Origin of the sequence: Pseudomonas alliivorans, assembly GCF_017826695.1 — a bacterium.
Lineage (GTDB): Bacteria > Pseudomonadota > Gammaproteobacteria > Pseudomonadales > Pseudomonadaceae > Aquipseudomonas > Aquipseudomonas alliivorans.
This window is the reverse complement of sequence record NZ_JAFFZW010000007.1, coordinates 100,842-121,042: the sequence shown is the minus strand read 5'-3', so window position 1 is coordinate 121,042 and position 20,201 is coordinate 100,842. Positions and strand designations below refer to the sequence as shown.

General features: G+C 59.3%; 25 protein-coding genes. 14 read left to right on the top strand and 11 right to left on the bottom strand.

Going from position 1 to position 20,201, the window contains the following annotated elements:
• The first annotated feature begins 43 nt into the window (after positions 1 to 43).
• Positions 44 to 979, top strand: a complete 936-nt coding sequence (locus JTJ32_RS18525; protein ID WP_210042906.1) for a S66 peptidase family protein — start codon at positions 44 to 46, stop codon at positions 977 to 979.
• 7 nt (positions 980 to 986) lie between these two features.
• Here the strand turns inward: JTJ32_RS18525 and JTJ32_RS18520 are convergent, their stop codons facing one another.
• Positions 987 to 2,180 carry a benzoate/H(+) symporter BenE family transporter gene (locus JTJ32_RS18520; RefSeq protein WP_210042905.1) on the bottom strand — a complete coding sequence of 398 codons (1,194 nt, stop codon included), beginning with the start codon at positions 2,178 to 2,180 and terminating at the stop codon, positions 987 to 989.
• 124 nt (positions 2,181 to 2,304) lie between these two features.
• A complete protein-coding gene (locus tag JTJ32_RS18515; protein ID WP_210042904.1) occupies positions 2,305 to 2,775 on the bottom strand; it encodes a MarR family winged helix-turn-helix transcriptional regulator in 471 nt (156 codons plus the stop codon).
• Positions 2,776 to 2,856: 81 nt separating this feature from the next.
• On the opposite strand from JTJ32_RS18515, the gene JTJ32_RS18510 reads away from it, so the two are divergent.
• The 3 genes from JTJ32_RS18510 to JTJ32_RS18500 all read left to right on the top strand — a co-directional run bounded on the left by JTJ32_RS18510 (position 2,857) and on the right by JTJ32_RS18500 (position 5,126).
• Positions 2,857 to 4,023, top strand: a complete 1,167-nt coding sequence (locus JTJ32_RS18510; RefSeq protein WP_099228992.1) for an aminotransferase-like domain-containing protein — start codon at positions 2,857 to 2,859, stop codon at positions 4,021 to 4,023.
• Between the two features lie 45 nt (positions 4,024 to 4,068).
• Complete coding sequence (locus JTJ32_RS18505) at positions 4,069 to 4,671, top strand: glutathione S-transferase family protein (protein ID WP_184323213.1); 603 nt, start codon at positions 4,069 to 4,071, stop codon at positions 4,669 to 4,671.
• A 68-nt stretch (positions 4,672 to 4,739) separates the two neighbouring features.
• Positions 4,740 to 5,126 (top strand): lysozyme inhibitor LprI family protein, encoded by a 387-nt coding sequence (locus JTJ32_RS18500; RefSeq protein ID WP_210042903.1) that lies wholly within the window; start codon positions 4,740 to 4,742, stop codon positions 5,124 to 5,126.
• A 19-nt stretch (positions 5,127 to 5,145) separates the two neighbouring features.
• Here JTJ32_RS18500 and JTJ32_RS18495 read toward each other — a convergent pair whose 3' ends face one another.
• The 5 genes from JTJ32_RS18495 to JTJ32_RS18475 all read right to left on the bottom strand — a co-directional run bounded on the left by JTJ32_RS18495 (position 5,146) and on the right by JTJ32_RS18475 (position 8,389).
• Positions 5,146 to 5,517 (bottom strand): glutaredoxin family protein, encoded by a 372-nt coding sequence (locus JTJ32_RS18495; protein ID WP_210042902.1) that lies wholly within the window; start codon positions 5,515 to 5,517, stop codon positions 5,146 to 5,148.
• A gap of 69 nt (positions 5,518 to 5,586) precedes the next feature.
• Positions 5,587 to 6,132 carry a GTP cyclohydrolase I FolE gene (gene folE / locus JTJ32_RS18490; protein WP_002552836.1) on the bottom strand — a complete coding sequence of 182 codons (546 nt, stop codon included), beginning with the start codon at positions 6,130 to 6,132 and terminating at the stop codon, positions 5,587 to 5,589.
• A 606-nt stretch (positions 6,133 to 6,738) separates the two neighbouring features.
• A complete protein-coding gene (locus tag JTJ32_RS18485; RefSeq protein WP_099228987.1) occupies positions 6,739 to 7,296 on the bottom strand; it encodes a Smr/MutS family protein in 558 nt (185 codons plus the stop codon).
• 45 nt (positions 7,297 to 7,341) lie between these two features.
• Positions 7,342 to 7,662: a hypothetical protein gene (locus JTJ32_RS18480; RefSeq protein ID WP_210042901.1), complete on the bottom strand. Its 321-nt coding sequence runs from the start codon at positions 7,660 to 7,662 to the stop codon at positions 7,342 to 7,344.
• A gap of 136 nt (positions 7,663 to 7,798) precedes the next feature.
• Positions 7,799 to 8,389, bottom strand: a complete 591-nt coding sequence (locus JTJ32_RS18475; protein ID WP_210042900.1) for a cysteine hydrolase family protein — start codon at positions 8,387 to 8,389, stop codon at positions 7,799 to 7,801.
• Positions 8,390 to 8,648: 259 nt separating this feature from the next.
• Between JTJ32_RS18475 and prmB the strand changes: the two genes are divergently transcribed.
• Positions 8,649 to 9,557 carry a 50S ribosomal protein L3 N(5)-glutamine methyltransferase gene (gene prmB / locus JTJ32_RS18470; RefSeq protein WP_099228984.1) on the top strand — a complete coding sequence of 303 codons (909 nt, stop codon included), beginning with the start codon at positions 8,649 to 8,651 and terminating at the stop codon, positions 9,555 to 9,557.
• Between the two features lie 33 nt (positions 9,558 to 9,590).
• Here prmB and JTJ32_RS18465 read toward each other — a convergent pair whose 3' ends face one another.
• Complete coding sequence (locus tag JTJ32_RS18465; protein ID WP_099228983.1) at positions 9,591 to 10,391, bottom strand: hypothetical protein; 801 nt, start codon at positions 10,389 to 10,391, stop codon at positions 9,591 to 9,593.
• A gap of 123 nt (positions 10,392 to 10,514) precedes the next feature.
• A complete protein-coding gene (locus JTJ32_RS18460; RefSeq protein WP_210042899.1) occupies positions 10,515 to 11,522 on the bottom strand; it encodes an alpha/beta hydrolase in 1,008 nt (335 codons plus the stop codon).
• Positions 11,523 to 11,664: 142 nt separating this feature from the next.
• On the opposite strand from JTJ32_RS18460, the gene aroC reads away from it, so the two are divergent.
• From aroC to JTJ32_RS18430, 6 genes are all read left to right on the top strand, one after another.
• The gene (gene aroC, locus JTJ32_RS18455) at positions 11,665 to 12,756 is read left to right on the top strand and encodes a chorismate synthase (protein ID WP_099228981.1); all 1,092 of its coding nucleotides are present in this window, start codon (positions 11,665 to 11,667) and stop codon (positions 12,754 to 12,756) included.
• Positions 12,757 to 12,786: 30 nt separating this feature from the next.
• On the top strand, positions 12,787 to 13,950 hold the full coding sequence (locus JTJ32_RS18450) for an MFS transporter (protein WP_210042897.1): 1,164 nt from the start codon (positions 12,787 to 12,789) through the stop codon (positions 13,948 to 13,950).
• On the top strand, positions 13,947 to 14,561 hold the full coding sequence (locus JTJ32_RS18445; protein WP_210042895.1) for a methylthioribulose 1-phosphate dehydratase: 615 nt from the start codon (positions 13,947 to 13,949) through the stop codon (positions 14,559 to 14,561). The genes JTJ32_RS18450 and JTJ32_RS18445 overlap by 4 nt, the downstream gene beginning before the upstream one ends.
• Positions 14,562 to 14,647: 86 nt before the next feature.
• Positions 14,648 to 15,193 (top strand): 1,2-dihydroxy-3-keto-5-methylthiopentene dioxygenase, encoded by a 546-nt coding sequence (locus JTJ32_RS18440; RefSeq protein ID WP_184323218.1) that lies wholly within the window; start codon positions 14,648 to 14,650, stop codon positions 15,191 to 15,193.
• 47 nt (positions 15,194 to 15,240) lie between these two features.
• Complete coding sequence (gene mtnC / locus JTJ32_RS18435; protein WP_210042893.1) at positions 15,241 to 15,927, top strand: acireductone synthase; 687 nt, start codon at positions 15,241 to 15,243, stop codon at positions 15,925 to 15,927.
• Between the two features lie 202 nt (positions 15,928 to 16,129).
• Positions 16,130 to 16,852 carry a helix-turn-helix transcriptional regulator gene (locus JTJ32_RS18430; RefSeq protein WP_210042891.1) on the top strand — a complete coding sequence of 241 codons (723 nt, stop codon included), beginning with the start codon at positions 16,130 to 16,132 and terminating at the stop codon, positions 16,850 to 16,852.
• A 111-nt stretch (positions 16,853 to 16,963) separates the two neighbouring features.
• Here the strand turns inward: JTJ32_RS18430 and JTJ32_RS18425 are convergent, their stop codons facing one another.
• Positions 16,964 to 17,242: a DUF3509 domain-containing protein gene (locus JTJ32_RS18425; protein WP_024688140.1), complete on the bottom strand. Its 279-nt coding sequence runs from the start codon at positions 17,240 to 17,242 to the stop codon at positions 16,964 to 16,966.
• 333 nt (positions 17,243 to 17,575) lie between these two features.
• Between JTJ32_RS18425 and JTJ32_RS18420 the strand changes: the two genes are divergently transcribed.
• Together JTJ32_RS18420 and JTJ32_RS18415 are read left to right on the top strand one after the other, a co-directional pair.
• Positions 17,576 to 18,115: an ankyrin repeat domain-containing protein gene (locus JTJ32_RS18420; RefSeq protein ID WP_004880928.1), complete on the top strand. Its 540-nt coding sequence runs from the start codon at positions 17,576 to 17,578 to the stop codon at positions 18,113 to 18,115.
• A 101-nt stretch (positions 18,116 to 18,216) separates the two neighbouring features.
• Positions 18,217 to 18,735, top strand: coding sequence for a hypothetical protein (locus JTJ32_RS18415; RefSeq protein ID WP_099228975.1), 519 nt, complete (start codon positions 18,217 to 18,219; stop codon positions 18,733 to 18,735).
• Here JTJ32_RS18415 and JTJ32_RS18410 read toward each other — a convergent pair.
• On the bottom strand, positions 18,732 to 19,658 hold the full coding sequence (locus JTJ32_RS18410; RefSeq protein ID WP_210042889.1) for a ZIP family metal transporter: 927 nt from the start codon (positions 19,656 to 19,658) through the stop codon (positions 18,732 to 18,734). The two genes, JTJ32_RS18415 and JTJ32_RS18410, sit on opposite strands and share 4 nt — an antisense overlap.
• Positions 19,659 to 19,822: 164 nt before the next feature.
• Here JTJ32_RS18410 and JTJ32_RS18405 point away from each other — a divergent pair, with 164 nt between their 5' ends.
• Complete coding sequence (locus JTJ32_RS18405) at positions 19,823 to 20,014, top strand: PLDc N-terminal domain-containing protein (RefSeq protein ID WP_057408127.1); 192 nt, start codon at positions 19,823 to 19,825, stop codon at positions 20,012 to 20,014.
• Positions 20,015 to 20,201 lie beyond the last annotated feature (187 nt).

The following is a 20,201-nucleotide window of genomic DNA, read 5'->3' as shown; positions in this document are numbered from 1 at the left end:
GAGTGCTCTACATTGGCCGTTCATTGAAGTACGGATCACTGGCATGTCCTCGACAAACTCGAACACCCTTTACCCCACGGTTCTGCGTGCAGGCGACGCCGTCGCACTGGTGTCTCCGGCCGGACCCGTTGACCCGCGCAAGATCGAATCGGCGGTCGAGGTTCTCAAGAGTTGGGGTCTACGCCCGCGGGTCTATCCTCATGCACTGGGTCAATATTCGTTTTATTCCGGCACGGACGAAGAGCGCCTTGCCGACCTCAACGCCGCGCTGGCTGATCCTGAAATCAGAGCCGTGATCTGCAATCGTGGCGGTTACGGCATGCAGCGGATCGTTCGCCAGGTGGATATGGATGCGGTACGCCGTGATCCGAAGCTGGTCACCGGTTTCTCTGACATCACCGCCTTGCACGGCGCGCTCTGGAGTCATGCACGTCTGGCGAGCATTCACGGTCCGGTCGCCACCCAGCTGGAACGCGGCGGGCTGTTTGCCAGCGGTATGCGTCACGTGTTGATGAGCACCGAACCTGTGCTGCTCAAGGCTGATCCTGCCGCGCCAAATGCCAGCGTGCGAACCGGCGGAACGGCTCAGGGTGTGCTGTTGGGCGGGAATCTGTGCATGTTGAGCACATCGGTTGGCACGCCGTTCATGCCAGATCTGACAGGCGCGATTCTGTTGCTCGAAGAGGTGAGCGAGGCCGCGTATCGGGTCGATCGGATGCTCACTCATCTGGGTAACTGCGGGATTCTCGAGCGTCTGGCAGGTATCGCGCTCGGTGAGTTCAGCCCTGCACCCAACACGGGGGGCACGATCAGTCCGGCCCATGTGTTGGCGGAACGCCTGAACAGCCTGGGTATCCCCGTGCTGGGCGGGCTGCCTGTGGGGCACGGTGATGCCAATCAGGCCGTACCTTTGGGAACACAGGCCGTTCTGGACGCCGATGCAGGTACACTGCTGGTGGCGGCAGCTGCTCGCGATTGAGCCTGTTTCAAGCTGCCCGGCGTGGACTCAGAATCAGCAGCGTCAGCACACCCGCCACAATGCCCCAGAACGCTGAACCGATGGAAAACAGCGTCAGCCCGGATGCCGTCACCATGAAAGTGATCAACGCCGGTTCACGTTCGCCGGGTTCGGCCATTGCGACCGTCAGGCCGTTGATGATCGAGCCAAACAACGCCAGTGCTGCAATCGACAGTACCAGTTCTTTGGGAAAGGCGCTGAAGAGCGCGGCCAGCGTAGCGCCGAACACGCCCGCCACTGCGTAGAAAATCCCGCACCAGATCGCGGCCGTATAGCGCTTGTCCCGATCTTCGTGGGCATGCGGGCCTGTGCAGATCGCTGCACTGATGGCCGCCAGATTGACGCCATGGGCACCGAACGGCGCGGTCAGCAACGAGGCGATACCCGTCACGGAGATCAGTGGCGAGGCAGGCGTCTGATAACCATCGGCTCGCAGTACCGCAATCCCCGGCATGTTCTGTGACGTCATGGCCACCACGAACAACGGGATGCCGATGCTGATGGTTGCCGCCAGTGAAAATTCGGGATTCGTCCAGACTGGCAAAGCCACTTCCAGTGCCAGCCCATCAAAATCGAGCAATCCGAGCAGGTACGACAACGCGACACCAGCGAGCAGTGCCGCCAGCACCGAATAGCGGGGAGAAAGGCGTTTGATGACCAGATAGGTCAGAAACATGCCGATTACCAGACCGGTACGATGCTGCACTGCGATGAAAATCTCGCTGCCGATCCTGAACAGAATGCCTGCCAACAGCGCCGCAGCAAGCGAGGCGGGCAGGCGTTTGACCATGCGTTCGAAACTGCCGGTCAGACCGCACAACGTGACCAGGATTGCGCACGTGATGAACGCGCCGATCGCTTGTGGGTACGTCACGCCGCCCAGACTGGTGATCAGCAGTGCGGCCCCGGGCGTTGACCAGGCAACAGTGACTGGGGCGCGATAACGCAGTGAAAGGCCGATGCTGCACACCGCCATACCCATGAACAGCGCCCACAACCATGATGAAATCTGCGCGCTGGTCAGCCCTGCTGCCTGACCCGCCTGAAACATCAGCACCAGCGAACTGGTGCAGCCAGTCATCATGGCGATGAAGCCTGCCACAACGGAGGAGGGCGATGAGTCTGCCAAAGGACGCAGAGGCAGCTTCAGGTGAGGGTTCATGCGGGTCTTCCTTGAACGGCAGGCAGCAAAAGGCGCACAGCCTATACGGATCGCCTGACAGGCGTGCGATACAGCGGCATGAGCAATCGCCGGAACAGTTATGTCGGTGATCAGACGAGCTGAATCAGTCGGTGTCCGAATGGGCGGGGCGAGCGCTGGACTGCAGCGTCTGGCCAAGCGCTTCATTGACGGTCATCCAGCCGTCCACTGCGTCCTGGCCCGCGTCGGCGAATACGCGTTGCAGCAGTTTGACCTGTTCGCGGCGCAACGCCTGTTCAAATCTGATGCCTTCTTCGGTCAGCGCGAGCAGTCGCTTGCGCTTGTCGGTTTCGGGCGCCTCGCTGTGCACCAGATCCATGGCGATCAATTGCCGCAGCGGGGCGTTTAGGGCCTGTTTGCTCACGCCCAGGACCGTGAGCAGCTCTTTGACGCTCAGGTCGGGATAGCGCGCGATGAAAAATACGATGCGCTGGTGCACGCGACTGAAGCCGCGTTTGTCCAGCATTTCATCGGCCTTGGCAGTGAAGGCCTGGTAGCCGAAGAAAAAGGCTTCCATGGCACGTTGCTGATTGGCAGGATTTTTAAGGTCAAGCATATTGACGTATCCGGGTAACGCAGCGTAATTTGAGTCAACAAGTTTGACTTATTTATATTGGGCTTTGCCAGGGATATTGTCATGCCATTCTCCGAACGCGTTTCCCGCCTCAAAAGTTCTCTGATCCGCGAGATTCTTGCCGCTGCCCAGCGTCCGGAAGTCATGTCGTTCGCCGGTGGCCTGCCTGCCGAGTCCATGTTGCCCAAGGTCGAGTGGGCGCAGATGCCTGTCGCGCTGGGCCAGTACGGCATGAGCGAAGGTGAGCCGGCGCTGCGTGAGGCTCTGGCGGCGGAAGCCAGAGCGTTGGGCATTCAGTGCGAAGCCAGTCAGGTACTGGTGGTCAGCGGCTCGCAGCAGACGCTGGACCTGGCCGCCAAGCTGTACATAGACAAGGGCACGGAAATCCTGCTGGAAGCGCCTACCTATCTGGCTGCGTTGCAGATATTCCAGCTGTTTGGGGCTAACTGTATTACGGTGCCTTTGCAGGTTGATGGCCCTGACCTTGTTGCCATGCGCCAGCGTCTGGAGCAGCACACGCCTGCCTTCGCTTACCTGATCCCGACCTTTCAGAATCCTTCCGCCGTGCGCTATAGCGGAGACAGTCGCGAAGCCGTGGCGGCATTGCTCGACGAATTCGGCGTAACCCTGATCGAGGACGAACCCTACCGCGAGCTGAGTTTCGACGGTGGCAGTGCCAGGCCCATCGTCAGCCGTTTGAAGACGTCCAGCTGGATCTACACCGGGACTGTCTCCAAGACCTTGCTGCCCGGCCTGCGCGTGGGGTATCTGATCGCCAGCCCCGATCTTTTCCCGCACCTGCTGCGCCTCAAGCAGTCGGCCGATCTTCACACCAACCGCCTCGGGCAATGGCAGGCCCTGCAGTGGATCGGCACCGATCACTATCGTGAGCACCTGACGACGCTGCGTGAGTTCTATCGCAGCCGACGGGACGCGTTCGAACGTGCGCTGCAGGAGCACTTCAGCGATCTGGCTGAATGGAACAGCCCACAAGGTGGCCTGTTCTTCTGGCTGACCCTGCGCCAGCCGCTGGATACGCGCACATTGCTGGATGCCGCGCTGGCGCAGGACGTCGCCTTCATGCCCGGCGAACCGTTCTTTGCCGACCCTGACGCCAATCACGGCCATCTGCGACTCAACTTCAGTCACATTGATCCATCCCGGCTGGACGAAGGTGTGAAACGACTGGCGTCTGTCGTGCGCGCGGCACAGAATCTCAAGGCAGCCTGAATCGATTCGATCAGCAGGAACTTCGTTCATAGAAGGGGCAGGGCGATGTACAAGGTTTATGGCGATTACAACTCGGGCAACTGCTACAAGATCAAGCTGATGCTCAACTTGCTGAATATTCAGTACGAGTGGGTGCCGGTCGATATCCTCAACGGTGAAACCCAGACGCCGGCCTTCCTGGCGAAGAATCCCAACGGCAAGATCCCGGTTCTGGAACTTGAAGACGGCACGTGCCTGTGGGAGTCCAACGCGATTCTCAATTTCCTGGCCGACGGCACGGCTTACCTGCCGACCGAGCCACGCCTGCGTACACAGGTCCTGCAGTGGCAGTTCTTCGAACAATACAGTCACGAGCCATCCGTGGCGGTTGCGCGCTTCATTCAGTTCTATCTGGGCTTGCCTGCCGAGCGCATGGTCGAGTACCGCGCCATGCAGAAGTCCGGCTACCGTGCGCTGGCCGTGATGGAGCAGCAACTGGATCGCACGCCGTTTCTGGTCGGCGAGCACTTCTCCATTGCCGACATCGCGCTCTACGCCTACACCCATGTCGCGCATCAGGGCGGTTTTGATCTGGCGCCTTATTCGGGCATCCGCAAGTGGCTGGATCGGGTCAAGGCCCAGCCGGGATACGTGGGAATGCTGGATTGATTGCAACTGAGTGAGCTGGCTTGTCCACGACAACCGTCAACCGATACACCGAGAAAAGGAACATTTCCATGCGTTTCGCGATAACTGTCCTGGCCGCCCTGATGGCGCTGGGCGTTGGCTGTTCAGCCCAGGCCGAGGACTGCGATGCCACGCAGGCAAGCATGAACCAGTGCGCGGCCAAAGAATTGGCAGCTCTGGATGCCGAACTGAACACGCAGTACAACGCGCAGATGAACTGGCTGAAAAGCCCGGCAAAGAAGCAGGCGCTCAAGGACGCTCAGCGCAAGTGGATTGCGATGCGTGATGCCGACTGCTTGTATCAGGTGGGCAGGCGCGAAGACTCAGGGTCGATCTGGCCATTGCTTCAAACCCGGTGTCTGGCCGAGCAGACCAGGGTACGGGTCAAGCAATTGAACGCTTACGTGGCCTGTCGGCAGGACGGTTGCCCGCGCTGACATTGCGCGGGCGCCGGGTTCAGACTGCGCCGAAGCGCTTGTCCAGATAGTCAATGATGATGTTGGACTCGTACATCCAGACCGTCTTGTCGCCTTCCTCGATGCGCAGGCAAGGCACCTTGATTCTGCCGCCTTCGGTGAGCAGTGTCTGGCGATCCAGCTCATTGTTCTTTGCGTCGCGCAAGGCGACCGGAACGTTCAGGCGACGCAGCGCGCGGCGGGTTTTCACACAAAAAGGGCAGGCGTGGAACTGGTACAGCGTCAGGTTCTGCGCAGATTGATCCGCTGCAGCCTGAGCTGCCGGATCACGTTTCTTCTTGCTCGGGCGAGTGAGGAAATCGATGCCGATGACCAGTTGGCCGAGACCGACCCTGAGTGCTTTCATGAACACGATCACAACCTCTTGCGATAGGGGGATGGAGCAGCAGCCCCGCCGGAACGCGTGACTGCCAGCCGGGGATCACTTGATCAGGCTGAGAAACTCGCTGCGGGTCGCTGCGTTTTCACGGAACTCACCCAGCATCACTGAAGTGATCATGGCCGAGTTCTGCTTCTCGACGCCGCGCATCATCATGCACATGTGCTTGGCTTCAATGACCACCGCAACACCCAGCGCACCCGTGACCTGCTGAATGGCCTCGGCGATCTGACGGCTGAGGTTTTCCTGGATCTGCAGGCGGCGAGCGTACATGTCGACGATGCGTGCAACTTTCGAAAGGCCCAGCACCTTGCCATTCGGGATATACGCGACGTGAGCCTTGCCAATGAATGGCAGCAGGTGGTGCTCGCACAGCGAATACAGCTCGATGTCCTTGACCATGACCATCTCGCTGGCATCGGAGCTGAACAGCGCCCCGTTGGTCACCTCTTCAAGGGTCTGCGCATAACCGCGACACAGGTACTGCATGGCCTTGGCGGCACGTTTCGGTGTGTCGAGCAGACCTTCGCGGGAGACGTCTTCACCCAGCTGCCCCAATATGGCGGTGTAATTCTGTTCCAGTGTCACAGGACTGTGTTTCCGTGTGGGTTTCGATAAACGCGAAGGCATGACCCCTTCGCCAAGGCGCACATAGTAACTTACGCGCAGTGACTGGTGCACGGCGGGGCTGCAAAACGGCGTTTTGTATCGGTTTGCTTACTCGATAGCAACGCACTGGCTACCCCTTTTTCCCGGGTGACGCGGTCTGATGGACAGGTTTTCAAATACTGTCCGTTGAACGAGTGAATCCGGGATGTTAAGTCGAATGGTAAAAGTGGCGATGTTCGCCGTCGTGTTGTCTTCAATGTCGGGCTGTTGGCCGTTCTGGCCCGGTCCGGGCGGACATGGCGGGGGAGGCGGCGGTCACCACCAGGGGCCTGGCGGTGGTCCGGGCTTCGGTCCTGGTGGCGGTCGCTAAGGTCAAGGGCGCAAGGCCGCCTTACGTCCCTATCGCCAGTACGCCATGGGGATGGCTATCAGCAGGAGAAGGCGACAAAGAACAGCCGTTATCGCTGAGCTGATCGTCGGGAAAAGCATTTTGATAAGGGGGTAGAGATGACCGCAGTCCAGAATGCGCTTATGCATTCAAATGGGGCAGGCATGCACTGAACTGCCAGCCGGGCGTTTGCCCGGCTATTCGTCGCGACCTTCCATCATCGTACGCTTGAGCATCACGTACACCGCGCCCGCGCCGCCGTGCCTGGCCAGGCATGAGCAGAAACCCAGAACCTGCGAATGCTGACGCAGCCAGGTGTTGACGTGGCTTTTGATCATCGGGCGCTTGCCGTCCAGTCGTACGGCCTTGCCGTGGGTGACACGCACGCAACGAATTTCGAGTTTCGTGGCTTCGGCCAGAAACTCCCACAGTGTTTCCCGGGCCAGCTCGACGTTCATGCCGTGCAGATCCAGCGTGCCTTCGAAGCTGATCTGCCCCAGCTTGAGCTTGCGCATCTGGCCTTCCTGAACGCCGTCGCGCGACCAGTTCAGCACGTCTTCAGGGCCGACATCGATCACGAACTGATCTGACAGGCCGTCGACTGTCACCGCATCGGTGCGCACGGTCGCCGACTGGCGCAAGCGGGCCAGCAACTTTCGATCAGTTCTGGGTTTGCCGACATCGGCGTGTTCATGTTTGATGGGCTTGACGCCACGCGTCTCGCTTCTGAACAGGGAAAAATCGTCGTCTTGCATGGGGCCTCCGCGAAGGGGGCTAGTTTAACCGGGAAGACGAAGCGCTCATTCGTGTTTTTTCATCAGGTGGGCTGACATGCTCAATCCACCGGAACTGCGTGGTCCGCGACCGCTTCTGCGCCACAGCCACATGCCCAGGAAAAACACCAGCAGACCGACCACGGCAATTACCGCAGCGCCCGCAGGATTGGCGTTCAAATCGCCGAGTGCCTGAGGATGCAGGATCAGACTGGACCCTCCGGTCAGGGCCAGCGCCACGCCGGATACCAGAAACACGAAGGCAATCGTCTTGCCGATTCGTGTCCGCCAGTTACTCCGCCCTTTGGGACGCAGCCTGCGGGCGTCGAAACCATCGGATATCTTCATTCCGGTTTCCTCAGTGTTTATCGGCGCTCTGACCAGAACAGGCGGACCTGGGTTCCCGTTCCGGACGCAAGGGAGGGTAATAAGGGATGGGCGGTTACGTGAAGTGCTTCACACAGCCTGCCCTCTGCGGCAGGGCTCAGATCAGGTCTTTGGTCAGTGCCAGTGTTGCAAAGTTGTCGGCCATGATCGCCATCTCGGTGCGATGCACGACCTGGGCGCTGACCACGCCGTGTGGGCTTGGCAGGTCGCGGGTGGCGCAGGCATCGTCGACCAGCGTGCAGCGATAGCCATAATCCTTGGTAGCGCGAACGGTGGTGCTGATGCTCGAGTGGCTCATGAATCCGCAGACCACCAGATCCAGATGACCCAGGCTCTGCAGCAGTTCATGCAGTCCGGTGCCGTTGAAGGCATTGGGCAGGCGTTTTTCAACCAGATGTTCGTCTGCCTGTGGCAGGAGCTCCGGGACCAGTTGCCCGCGCTCGCCCTGAGGGTCGAACAGACCGCCCACGGTTCCGAGGTGGCGGACATGCACGATCGGGCACTTCACGGCGCGGGCCCTGGCGACCAACTGGCCGATATTGGCCAGGGCTTCGTCGATGCCGGTAAGGGCCAGCGGACCGCTGAGGTATTCTTTCTGCGCGTCGATGATGATCAACGTGGCATTGCTCAGGCTGGCCGGCGCATGAACACGGCCGCTGAGTTGAAACATGGTCTTGATGGAAGGCATTCGAGGGCTCCTTTTGAATGGGGCTTTTGCGACATTGTCCTCTGGCTGAAGGGTTATGGGAATGGTCACTGTTGCAAGTCACGGTTTTAATGGCCTGCAGGGCATCTGGATGGCCGGATAGCTGGCGGTTTGCCTTGATGGCGGGTCGCGAATGGGCGAAACTTCCAGGCCTGCACGCGCCGCTCAGAGATCAGGCGCCTCGCATCGTCCTGCACCCGGCCTTTTCAAGTGGCCTGTCGTTTTCTCAAGGAGTCTTTCCATGATCACTTCCCGCTTGCGTACCGTGCGCGACCACATTCGTTGGGCCGTCAGCCGGTTTCACGAGGAAGATGTATTTTTCGGTCATGGCACCGACAACGCCTGGGATGAAGCACGGCAACTGGTGCTGGGCGCTTTGCACCTGCCTTGGGAAATTGCCGACAGCTACCTGGACTGCCGTCTGGAAGTGGATGAGATCTCCGAACTGCAAGGGTTGATCAAGCGACGCATCAACGATCGCATCCCGACGCCTTACTTGCTCGGTGAGGCCTGGTTTTGTGGCATGTCATTCATTGTCGATGACCGTGTGCTGATTCCGCGTTCGCCGATTGCCGAGCTGATCGAAGCGCGTTTTGCGCCCTGGCTGGCCAGCGAGCCGACCCGCATTCTTGACCTGTGTACCGGATCGGGCTGCATCGGCATCGCGTGTGCCGACGAGTTCAAGGACGCCGAAGTCGCCTTGGCCGACCTGTCGTACGATGCGCTTGAAGTCGCCAACCAGAACATTGAGCGCCACGGCATGGAAGACCGCGTCTACACCGTGCAGGGTGACGGCTTTGAAGGTCTGCCCGGGCAGCGCTTCGACCTGATCGTTTCCAACCCGCCGTATGTCGATGCCGAGGATTTTGCCGACATGCCGGACGAATACCAGCACGAGCCCGAGCTGGCGCTGGCCTGTGGCAGTGACGGATTGAATCTGGTGCGTCGCATGCTCGCCGAGGCAGCCGATCACTTGACCGAAAAAGGTTTGTTGATCGTTGAGGTGGGCAACAGCCAGGTCCATGTCCAGGCGCTTTACCCTGAAGTCGATTTCGCCTGGCTGGACTTCCAGCGTGGCGGACATGGTGTGTTCATGCTGAGCGCCGAACAGTGCAGCGCGCATCAGGCACTGTTTCAGTCGAGGGTATAAATCCCGGGTGGCGGCCCATCAGGTGCCGCCGTATCAACGGTGGGTCGCGATCCAGATCAGCAGGCCCGCCTGAAACACCGCAAATGTCACCAGGCAGGCAATCGTGAAACGCAGGCTGCTGTCTTCGCGCTTGTACTTGCCGACCCGGTCTTCATGCTGGCGAATGGTGACTTCCTGCTCCAACAGGTTTTTCTCGGCTTTCTCCAGCATGTGCGAAGCTTCGAGAATCTCGATGATCTGCACCTTGTCGTTGTTCCAGGTGCTGTGCAGATTGCCAACGTGCACGTCCTTGATGCTGCCTTTCATGTGCTGGGCGTCGGCGTAAACCACCTCGAAACCCAGCGTGCGCAAAAAGTGGTCGCGACGCAGGCGCGTGTCCTCGTTGAGGCCGTCCTTGCTCGCCAGCGCGACGCTTTCGATCTTGTACGAAGACCATTTGCGTTGCGCCCAGTGCACGCCATGTGCGATCAGAAAACGCCCGATGCCGCGGTTCCAGGGCTCGATCTGCAGGCCCGACTCAGGACCGAAGCGCACCATGCGTTTTTCATGGTCCACCCAGATATCCAGATTGTTCTGTTCCTTGCGCACGCGCTGGCCGGGCAACTGAATGTTGATGCGCAGCAGGCTCAGTTCCTTGCTGTGACGCTCGGCGCGCCCGAACTGAACGAAACGCAGCGGTCGCCCACCCGTGGCACGGTCGGTGGGCAACGGCGACAGGCGCAGCATCTGGAAGTTTTCCGGCACCACGTCTTCCCACGGCTGGGGTGGTGTGGGCGCAGCGGCTTCTGCGCTGTCGGGTGCAGCAACGGTTTCGGTCATGGCGGTATCAGTCATGGAGGCGGTCCTTTCCATGGCGTTGTGCAGCAAACACAAAGCCAGCATTCCGCTATCGGCAGTGTTTGCCCAGACTGAAGGGCCAGACGGCGGGTTTACAGATTACTGGCGTCAAATCTTCCGTCAGGCAGGCGGCAAAGCCTGGATGAAGCGCAGAATGCGGGCCGTAACCTGCCTGGCCAGCGGTTGAGTGGGATTGCGATAGGACAGCAGTTGTTGCTCCAGATTGTCAGGAACAATGCGCAACACGTGATTCATGCCCTCGATCAGCGCCAGTTCGGCATCCGGTTTGGCTTTCTGAAGCAGCAACGCATCGCCCACGCCTACCTGAATGTCGTTTCTACCCTGAACGATCAACGCAGGCATTGTCAGCGAACCAAAGGCGGCGGTAGGGTCCTGCCGAAACAGCGATATCAGATAAGGCTGCACACTCGGTCTGAACACCACTTCGAGTTCCTGCGGCACCTTGTCATCGGTCTTGCCCGCCTTCAGCTCGTCCAGCAGTTGGTTGCTGCGCTGTAACAGCTCGGGGGGCAGGCGCTCCTGAAATTGTTCGCGCAGCACCTGATCCACCGGGCGACCGGTGCCAGCAACCGATATCACTGCGGCAGCGTCGGCTTTCTCGGCGGCAAGGGCCGCCACCAGCGCACCTTCGCTGTGACCCAGCAAAATAAGTTGACCGAGGCGCGGGTTGGCGCGGATCGCTCTGACCCACAACTGCACGTCGGCCACGTAACGTTCGACACTCAGGTCGCGCTCATCGGGGGTCACCGCCTTGCTGGCCGCCACGCCGCGTTTGTCATAACGCACGCTGGCGATGCCGTGGGTGGCGAGGAAGACCGCCAGACGCTTCATGCTGTCGTTGCGTCCGCCTTCAGGGTTATTGCCATCCCGGTCGGTGGGGCCGGAGCCTGCAATGATCAGCACGACAGGCACCGGCCTGTCTGCGCGTGGCATCAGCAGCGTGCCGTAAAGCTTGCCGTTTCCGGTGTCCACGTTCATGGGGCGTTGCACGACGTTGGGGGTGGCTGCGCTGACCGTTGCGGCAAACAGGCTGAGTATCAATGTCATCGGCAGGACCAGCAGGCGCAGCATGTTTGAAGCTTTCATCGAAGAATTACCAGATAACATCGCAGGGCCATCATAGGGCAGGGTCTCGCTTGGACGCACGCCGTAACGGAAGGTTCGAGGATGAACTGTACGGCGAGCCTGCGTATACTGGCGCGCTTGATTCAATGATCTGGTTTTTTGGCTGATTTTTCGGAGCGCCCGCATGTCCGGCAACACTTTCGGCAAGCTGTTCACTGTCACCACCGCCGGCGAAAGCCATGGCCCGGCGCTGGTCGCTATCGTCGACGGCTGCCCGCCCGGTCTGGCGCTGGACCTGCAGGACCTGCAGCGCGATCTGGATCGCCGCAAGCCGGGCACCAGCCGGCACACCACGCAGCGCCAGGAAGCCGACGAGGTCGAGATTCTTTCCGGGGTGTTCGAAGGCAAGACCACCGGTGCCTCCATCGGCCTGCTGATCCGCAACACCGATCAGAAGTCCAAGGATTACTCGAACATCAAGGACCTGTTCCGGCCCGCGCACGCCGACTATACCTATCACCACAAGTACGGTGTCCGCGATTACCGTGGCGGCGGTCGCAGCTCGGCGCGTGAAACGGCCATGCGTGTGGCGGCAGGCGCCATCGCCAAGAAATACCTGGCGACCCAGGGCATTGTCATTCGCGGTTACATGAGCCAATTGGGTCCGATCCCGATTCCGTTCAAGACCTGGGATTCGGTCGAGCAGAACGCGTTTTTCTGTCCCGATCCTGACAAGGTGCCGGAACTGGAAGCCTACATGGACCAGTTGCGTCGCGATCAGGATTCGGTTGGCGCGAAGATCACCGTGGTAGCCGAAGGCGTCATGCCGGGGCTGGGCGAGCCGATCTTCGACCGTCTGGATGCCGAACTGGCTCATGCGCTGATGAGCATCAATGCCGTGAAGGGTGTGGAAATCGGTGCAGGCTTCGACTGCGTCGCCCAACGTGGTACCGAGCACCGTGACGAAATGACACCGGAAGGTTTCCTGTCCAATCAGGCCGGCGGCATTCTGGGCGGGATTTCTTCCGGCCAGCCGATCATTGCGCATCTGGCGCTCAAGCCGACGTCAAGCATCACCACGCCGGGCCGCTCCATCGATGTCGATGGCAACGCGGCGGACGTCATCACAAAAGGCCGCCATGACCCTTGCGTCGGTATTCGTGCCACGCCGATTGCCGAAGCCATGATGGCGATCGTTCTGCTGGACCATCTGCTGCGTCATCGCGGTCAGAACGCCGACGTCAGCGTCACTACGCCTGTGCTGGCTCAGCTGTAATGAGCGTGGCCACTGTCGCGGACCGCTAGCGTGGCGCCACTTCCCCAGGGGCGGCTTCCTTACTGGCGGCTGTCCGGTTTCTATCTGTGTTACTTCGCCTTGCTTGGCTCGTCCGCGCCTTTCATGGCGCTGTATCTGCACCACCTCGGGTTTTCCAGCGCGCGGATCGGCGAACTGATCGCCATTCCCATGCTGATGCGATGCGTGGCGCCCAATCTCTGGGGCTGGCTCGGCGACTACACCGGGCGGCGGCTGGCCATCGTGCGCTTCGGCGCGGTCTGCACACTGCTGGCGTTCTCGCTTATCCTGCTGGATCACAGCTATGCCTGGCTGGCGATGGTCATGGCTCTGTACGCGTTCTTCTGGCATGCGATTCTGCCGCAGTTCGAGGTGATTACCCTCGCTCATCTGCAAGGCCAGACCGCTCGATACAGCCAGATCCGCCTTTGGGGCTCGATCGGTTTCATTCTGGCGGTGGTGGTGCTTGGGCGGTTGCTCGAATGGTTCAGCCTGGACCTCTTCCCTCACATGCTTCTGATGGTCATGGCCGGCATCGCGATCAGCAGTTGGTGGGTGCCCAACGCGCAGCCGCCCGTTTCATCAAGGCCGTCGGACGAGGGCGGTTTTCTTCGGCAGTTGTCCCGTCCCGGGGTGCTGGCGTTCTACCTCAGTGTCGCGCTGATGCTGCTCAGCCATGGCCCGTATTACACGTTTCTGACCCTGCATCTTGAGGCGCTGGGCTACAGTCGCAGCCTGATCGGTGTGCTGTGGTCAGTGGGCGTGGTGGCTGAAGTCCTAATGTTCATGGTGATGAGCCGCGTTCTTCAGCGCTTTTCCGTGCGTCAGGTGTTGCTGGCCAGTTTTCTGCTGGCGGCGGTCCGGTGGCTGCTGCTGGGTGCATTTGCCGAACACCTGCCGGTCTTGCTGGTGGCTCAGGTGATGCACGCCGCGACCTTCGGCAGCTTTCACGCCGCTGCCATCCATTTCGTGCAACGTAGCTTCGGTCCGCGTCAGCAAGGCCAGGGTCAGGCGCTGTATGCCGCACTGTCCGGCGTCGGCGGTGCATTGGGCGCGTTGTACTCAGGTTACAGCTGGAATGCGTTGGGGCCTCTCTGGACCTTTGCCATCGCCAGCCTTGCGGCACTGGCCGCAGCCATCATGATTGTCACACCCAGGAAAGAGGAAGGTGTATGACCCGCGAACACTTGGCGCAGCAGATCATCGAAGCCGGCCGGTTTCTGTATGGACGCGGCTGGTCGCCTGCCACCAGCAGCAACTATTCGGTCCGGCTGTCGGCCAGCGAGGCGCTGCTGACAGTGTCCGGCAAGCACAAGGGCCAACTGGGCATTGACGATGTGCTGGCCACCGATCTGCACGGCAACACGCTGGAGCCCGGCAAGAAGCCATCCGCTGAAACGTTGCTGCATACCCAGTTGTACAATTGCAGGCCGCAGGTCGGTGCTGTATTGCACACGCATTCCGTGAACGCGACCGTGCTGTCCAGGCTGACCGATGCCGACCACCTGGTGTTCGAGGATTACGAACTGCAGAAAGCCTTTCAGGGCGTGGCGACTCATGAATCGCAAGTTGTGGTGCCGATTTTCGACAATGATCAGGACATCGCCCGTCTGGCCGCGAAGGTGCAGCCCTGGCTCGATGCCCACCCTGACTGCGCCGGTTACCTGATTCGCGGCCATGGGCTCTACACCTGGGGCGCGCAGATGAGCGATGCGCTGCGTCAGATCGAGGCGTTCGAATTTCTCTTTGAATGTGAATTGAAGATGCGCACGGTCTTGAACCGTTGACCGCCACGCGTTAAACACGTGTGTATGCCTGACCGGCCTGTAAAAGCCGGAAGGCCTTGCCAAGCCCGAGCCGAGGATTCAATGCCATGAGCAGCCTGTCCGTTTACCACGTTTCAAGTCCTGATGTGCCCAACAAGGTACTGACCCACCTTGAAGACATCACCTCGACCCTGGCCGAGCAGGGCGTGTCATTTGCGCGTTGGGAAGCTGCCGCGCCGATCACCCCGGGTGCTTCTCAGGAAGAAGTCATTCACGCCTACCGCACCCAGATCGATGCATTGATGACCGAGCACGGTTATGTGACCGTGGACGTCATCAGCCTCAACAGCGATCACCCGCAAAAAGCCGAATTGCGCGCAAAGTTTCTTGAAGAACATCGTCATGGCGAAGATGAAGTGCGCTTTTTCGTTGCCGGCAGAGGTCTGTTCACGCTGCACATCGAGGATTACGTGTACGCCGTGCTGTGCGAAAAGAACGACCTGATTTCCGTGCCTGCCGGAACGAAGCACTGGTTCGACATGGGCGAAAACCCGCACTTCGTCGCCATCCGCCTGTTCAATAACCCTGAAGGCTGGGTTGCGAACTTTACCGGTGAAGACATCGCAGGCCGTTTCCCAAGGCTTGAAGACTGATCTGTCCGCCGTTTGCTTATGTACCGCTCTAGAGGAGCCAGACCCTGATGTCCATCAAAGCCATCCTCACGGATATCGAAGGCACCACCAGTGCGGTGAGTTTCGTGTTCGACGTGCTGTTCCCGTTCGCCAAACAGCACTTGCCGGATTTCGTTCGCCAGAACGCTGACAAACCTGCCGTTGCACAGCAATTGCAGGCCGTGCGTGCCGACAGTGGCGAGCCGCAGGCCGATGTGGAACGGGTCATCGAGATTCTCTTGCAATGGATTGCCGAGGATCGCAAGGCCACACCGCTCAAGGCGCTGCAGGGCATGGTCTGGGAGCAGGGCTACAACGCCGGGCAGTTGAAGGGGCATGTCTACCCGGACGCTGTCGAAGCATTGAAGCGCTGGCACGCGGAGGGTTACAGGCTGTACGTCTATTCCTCGGGTTCGATTCAGGCTCAGCAATTGATTTTCGGCTGTTCTGAGGCGGGTGATCTTTCCGGTCTGTTCAGCGGCTATTTCGATACCACGTCCGGCCCCAAGCGTGACGCACAGTCCTACCGCACCATCACGCAAGCCATCGGCTGCGAGGCGGGCGAGATTCTGTTTCTGTCAGACATCGTCGAAGAACTGGACGCGGCGCAGGCGGCTGGCATGGTGACCTGTGGCCTGGTGCGCGCCGAGGGCGTTCTGGCAGGCCATGAAAACGTATCGAGCTTCGCGCTGATCGACCCCGCTGCCTGGTCATAACAGCTCCTCGAACGCTGTCGCCGGCGATTTCTGTCGGCAGCGTCCTGCCCTTGAGTGGGAAGCTGCCTTTCTGTAAGTGCGTTAATCCTGTTTGTTTTAAGCGTTGTTTTCAGTCGCTTTCTATCGTGTAACTTTCGCGTTTTCAAACCCTCGTCGAGCCAATACCACGGGTTTCATCGAGCGGGGCAGGGGAGCGGCCACGATGCGCAGTGCCATGACAGACAACGCGACAATGGGTTTATTGATAGAGCAGATGGTCAGTACGATCACTGAAATCGATGGTCAGACGGCGATCGAAAATGCCCTTCGATGGCTGAGGCAGGAGTGCCAGTGTGAACGGGCCATGTTTTACCAGGTCAAGGACTTGCAATTGCTGACGTTCGTGACGTCCAACGTCAATGATGTCTGGGGCGAAGCCTACCGTCGCCAGCAGATGATTTCCCACGATCCGGTGGTCCGTCATTTTCGTAACAACCTCGGGTTTCTGGCATTGGACGATGCGATCAGGCATTACCTTCCGCCTGCCTGGTATGAAGAAACAATCAATATCTGCGACCTTGCACCGGCGCTTTCATATGGTTACACCAGCCACTGCCGGGGTGTTGACGGGGTGACGTCAATCCTCACGCTGGCGGGGCTGAAGCGTAATACCACCCAGAACGACAAGTACCTGATCACCAGTCTGGTGCCTGTGCTGCATAGGGTCGGTCGTGGCTTACAGTTCAGTTCCAGAGGGCTCACCCGCAAGGAACTGGAGATTCTTCAGTGGGCCAGGGACGGAAAGACTGCCTGGGAGATCTCAATGATTCGGGAGATCTCCGAAGCCACGGTGAAGTATCACCTGAAGACCATCTACTCCAAGCTGGGCGTCGCCAATCGGGCTCAAGCGGTGGGGGAGGCACTGTGTCGAGGATTCATTACCTGACAGTCAAAACCTGGCACGCAAAAAAAACCGCGAGAACAAAAATGTAATCGCGGCGAACAAGGGATGAGAGAGCGTACAACGACGTCACCGGGGCACGGTGACGCGAAAACATTAGCGCGTATGGTAAGTCGGCAGATCGAAGCGGTGCTGACTTTGCAGCATCGAGATGGCCGGAAGCTCGCTGGCTTGTGCGGCCAGATCACGACGAATTGCGCTGATTACCCATTCCAGCTGAACTGGAGTGTGCAGTTGTGCATAAGACACGGAGCGACGGATCTGTTTGCCTTCATCGTTGCGCAGCGACAACAACACGCCGCCGTCAGGACGAGGCTGGGTGGTCACGGTGTAGTCGGAGAATACGGAAGCGAATTTTTCTTGAATAAAAGTCATGTCTAGCGGCTCCATTGCTCATGGGATAACAAGCTTGGAAGTACTAGTGCAGTGTCTGTGCCACATTTGGCGTTAAATTTTTTCCTTTAAAATCAATAGCTTAAAAACAGTGCTTTTCGAGGGCTTCGTGCATTTTGCATGAAAGCCTGTCGGGCATCCTGCATTTTGCCGTTTGAGGGGAACCAAATGGCTGGAAAGCGGACCAAGTCGGTATTTTTTCAATCGAGGGTCTGACTTGACCCTGATCGAACAGCTGGCAAGACTTGCGGTCAGTGTGTTTACCGCTGCCGGGTACATCGGATTCCCGGATGACCGTGCGCCAAGGAGTTATTGATGACCGATTCAAATACCAGTCAACCGAAGACTATGACTGACGAAGAGACTGCCGAGTTCGCTGAACAGGTATTCAACGTTGCACGTCAGGGCGATGCAGTGATGCTGGAGCGTCTGCTGAAAAAAGGCCTTCCTGCAGACCTGCGCAACCATAAAGGTGACACCTTGCTCATGCTGGCCAGCTATCACGGCCATCTCGATGCAGTTCGTGTGCTGCTTGAGCACAAGGCCAACCCGGAAATTCGCAACGACAACGGTCAGAGCCCGATTGCAGGTGCGGCCTTCAAGGGCGACCTCGCGGTGGTGAAGCTGCTGGTGGAAAATGGCGCCGAAGTGGAAGGGGCATCAGCCGACGGACGCACTGCGCTGATGATGGCTGCAATGTTCAACCGGATGGAAATCGTCGACTACCTGATCAGCAAGGGTGCCGACCCGCATGTTCGCGATGCCAAGGGTGTGAATGCGCTCGCGGCCGCCCAGACAATGGGGGCCACCGGGACAGCAGAGCAACTGATCAATCTGGGTGTTCAGCCCGTTTGACCTGGACCCTGCGGCTGTTATCAGCCTGAGGGCATAGAGGTGCGAAGGATTTCCCGCTATCCTTCGCGCCTCTTTTTTTGCCCGCAATCAGGATGTTTCTCATGAAAGACGCGCTCGCCGAATTAATCGGCAAAATCAGTTCGGGGTGCATGGGCGATGAAGAGATTCTGCGCGTGGCTGACGAAGCCGCTCAGGCCTACGCCGACCCGCAGGCTTTTCTGACCGCCAATCCTGATATCAACTATGACGACAGCTTTCCGATCCCGTTGGGTGAGTGGGTTGTGGTGGGCAGCTTGCCGGAGACTGTCCTGTTTCAAGCCGATACCTACGCTGACCTGTTCGAACAGATCGTCCAGTCGTTTGGCAAGGATGTGACGTTCAACATCAAGTCCAAACAGCTGAGCAAGGTAGAGCCGCTGGTGGCGCTCAACCGCATCCAGATCCAGCTGAGCAGCATGAACAAGGAAATGGGTGGCTATACCCTGGTGGATTTCAGCCAGCCGCTGGATGATGAATTGCAGGCGGTGCTGGTCTACGGCAAGGATGAAGCACGTGTGCTTGAACTGGCAGCGACGGCAGGCATTCATGCCGCACCGTCGCTGCAGGCGTTGCGCGGTTAACCCAGCGCAGTATCCAGAAACATCATCACCGCAAATCCGCCCATCAGCCCCAGTGTCGCCGATGTCTGGTGACCATTGCGGTGGGTTTCCGGGATGACTTCGTGTGACACCACAAAGATCATCGCACCCGCCGCCAGGCCCATGCTCAGCGGATAGGCAATGGCGAAGCCGCTGGAAATCCCCAGGCCGATCAGCGCGCCCAGCGGCTCCATAAGGCCCGAGCCGATGGCGACCAGCATGGCTTTGAACGCTGAAAGCCCCGTCGCCCTCAACGCCAGGGCTATCGCCAGGCCTTCTGGAATGTCCTGAATAGCAATGGCCGTGGTGAGCGGCAGGCCGACGTTCATATCGCCGCCCGCGAAGCTCACCCCGATCGCCATGCCTTCCGGCAGGTTATGCAGGGTGATCGCCAGCACGAACAGCCAGACCCGATTGATACGCTCCGAATGCGGCCCCTGACGGCCCACGCTTTCGTGTTCATGTGGCGTGAACCTGTCCAGGCCCAGCATCAACAACACGCCCAGCGCCAGACCGGTCACAACCGTCGCTGCCGCAAACGGCCCGGTGCCGGTGATTTCCCGAGCGGCTTCAAGCCCCGGCAGAATCAACGAGAAAGAGCTGGCTGCCAGCATCATGCCGGCTGCGAAGCCCAGCATGATGTCCTGAGTACGTTGCGCCACGTTACGGAAAGCAACTGCCATGACTGCGCCAAGGGCCGTCGCGGCGAAACCCGCGGTGCCGCCCAGCAAGGCGTAATTAAAATTGGTCTGGCTGGTACCGAAAAAAGCGTTATAGAGGCTGATGGCTCCGAGGATCACGACGATCACGGAAGCGAATATAAAGCCCAGGCTCACCAGCGGGCTGCTTTGAAGCTGGGCGAGCCAGGTCGCCCTCAGGGTTCTTGGGTGCGCGGAAGGTTGCATGCAGAGCGGTACCTTTTGCTGATGGGCCGGTAGCCAGAATCACGAGCTGAACACGATCAAACAGGTTGTTGAATTCGGAGCCTGAAAATAAGCAGTTGGTTCAACGGAACCCCCGAACTGCACGATCATCCTAGAAGTATCAGTAATCAATCAGGGGCAACACCATGGGTTCCACCTTCAACGGTCTGGTCGGTTTGATCATCCTGGCGCTCGATATCTGGGCCATCATCAATGTGTTGAAGAGCGGAGCGGAAACCGGGGCGAAGATTCTCTGGATCCTGCTGATTGTACTGCTGCCTGTATTGGGACTGATCATCTGGGCCATCGCGGGTCCGCGTGGCAACGTGCGCATCTGACGCCACACAGGTCTGGTCGAAGACGCCTGATTACGTGAGTAATCAGGCGTTTTTTGCTTTCTGGGGCCGGAAGGGCGACACCTGCGTTGTGGGCTGTGAGCACAGAGGTTCGACCTGTCATGTTCCGCGACGTAGAATGCGCGCCTTTGTTGCGGGCGGTCGGCCGTCCTGTCATCTGTTTTTTTCG

What these genes read in the sequence shown, in the direction of transcription:
- JTJ32_RS18525 (WP_210042906.1), top strand. Translation starts at nt 44, where the DNA reads ATGTCCTCGACAAACTCGAACACCCTTTACCCCACGGTTCTGCGTGCA.
- JTJ32_RS18510 (WP_099228992.1), top strand. Translation starts at nt 2,857, where the DNA reads ATGCCATTCTCCGAACGCGTTTCCCGCCTCAAAAGTTCTCTGATCCGC.
- prmB (WP_099228984.1), top strand. Translation starts at nt 8,649, where the DNA reads ATGATCACTTCCCGCTTGCGTACCGTGCGCGACCACATTCGTTGGGCC.
- JTJ32_RS18445 (WP_210042895.1), top strand. Translation starts at nt 13,947, where the DNA reads ATGACCCGCGAACACTTGGCGCAGCAGATCATCGAAGCCGGCCGGTTT.
- JTJ32_RS18405 (WP_057408127.1), top strand. Translation starts at nt 19,823, where the DNA reads ATGGGTTCCACCTTCAACGGTCTGGTCGGTTTGATCATCCTGGCGCTC.
- JTJ32_RS18440 (WP_184323218.1), top strand. Translation starts at nt 14,648, where the DNA reads ATGAGCAGCCTGTCCGTTTACCACGTTTCAAGTCCTGATGTGCCCAAC.
- JTJ32_RS18505 (WP_184323213.1), top strand. Translation starts at nt 4,069, where the DNA reads ATGTACAAGGTTTATGGCGATTACAACTCGGGCAACTGCTACAAGATC.
- JTJ32_RS18420 (WP_004880928.1), top strand. Translation starts at nt 17,576, where the DNA reads ATGACCGATTCAAATACCAGTCAACCGAAGACTATGACTGACGAAGAG.
- JTJ32_RS18415 (WP_099228975.1), top strand. Translation starts at nt 18,217, where the DNA reads ATGAAAGACGCGCTCGCCGAATTAATCGGCAAAATCAGTTCGGGGTGC.
- JTJ32_RS18485 (WP_099228987.1), bottom strand. Translation starts at nt 7,296, where the DNA reads ATGCAAGACGACGATTTTTCCCTGTTCAGAAGCGAGACGCGTGGCGTC.
- JTJ32_RS18500 (WP_210042903.1), top strand. Translation starts at nt 4,740, where the DNA reads ATGCGTTTCGCGATAACTGTCCTGGCCGCCCTGATGGCGCTGGGCGTT.
- JTJ32_RS18425 (WP_024688140.1), bottom strand. Translation starts at nt 17,242, where the DNA reads ATGACTTTTATTCAAGAAAAATTCGCTTCCGTATTCTCCGACTACACC.
- mtnC (WP_210042893.1), top strand. Translation starts at nt 15,241, where the DNA reads ATGTCCATCAAAGCCATCCTCACGGATATCGAAGGCACCACCAGTGCG.
- JTJ32_RS18460 (WP_210042899.1), bottom strand. Translation starts at nt 11,522, where the DNA reads ATGTTATCTGGTAATTCTTCGATGAAAGCTTCAAACATGCTGCGCCTG.
- JTJ32_RS18480 (WP_210042901.1), bottom strand. Translation starts at nt 7,662, where the DNA reads ATGAAGATATCCGATGGTTTCGACGCCCGCAGGCTGCGTCCCAAAGGG.
- JTJ32_RS18410 (WP_210042889.1), bottom strand. Translation starts at nt 19,658, where the DNA reads ATGCAACCTTCCGCGCACCCAAGAACCCTGAGGGCGACCTGGCTCGCC.
- JTJ32_RS18430 (WP_210042891.1), top strand. Translation starts at nt 16,130, where the DNA reads ATGCGCAGTGCCATGACAGACAACGCGACAATGGGTTTATTGATAGAG.
- JTJ32_RS18520 (WP_210042905.1), bottom strand. Translation starts at nt 2,180, where the DNA reads ATGAACCCTCACCTGAAGCTGCCTCTGCGTCCTTTGGCAGACTCATCG.
- JTJ32_RS18475 (WP_210042900.1), bottom strand. Translation starts at nt 8,389, where the DNA reads ATGCCTTCCATCAAGACCATGTTTCAACTCAGCGGCCGTGTTCATGCG.
- JTJ32_RS18515 (WP_210042904.1), bottom strand. Translation starts at nt 2,775, where the DNA reads ATGCTTGACCTTAAAAATCCTGCCAATCAGCAACGTGCCATGGAAGCC.
- aroC (WP_099228981.1), top strand. Translation starts at nt 11,665, where the DNA reads ATGTCCGGCAACACTTTCGGCAAGCTGTTCACTGTCACCACCGCCGGC.
- JTJ32_RS18465 (WP_099228983.1), bottom strand. Translation starts at nt 10,391, where the DNA reads ATGACTGATACCGCCATGACCGAAACCGTTGCTGCACCCGACAGCGCA.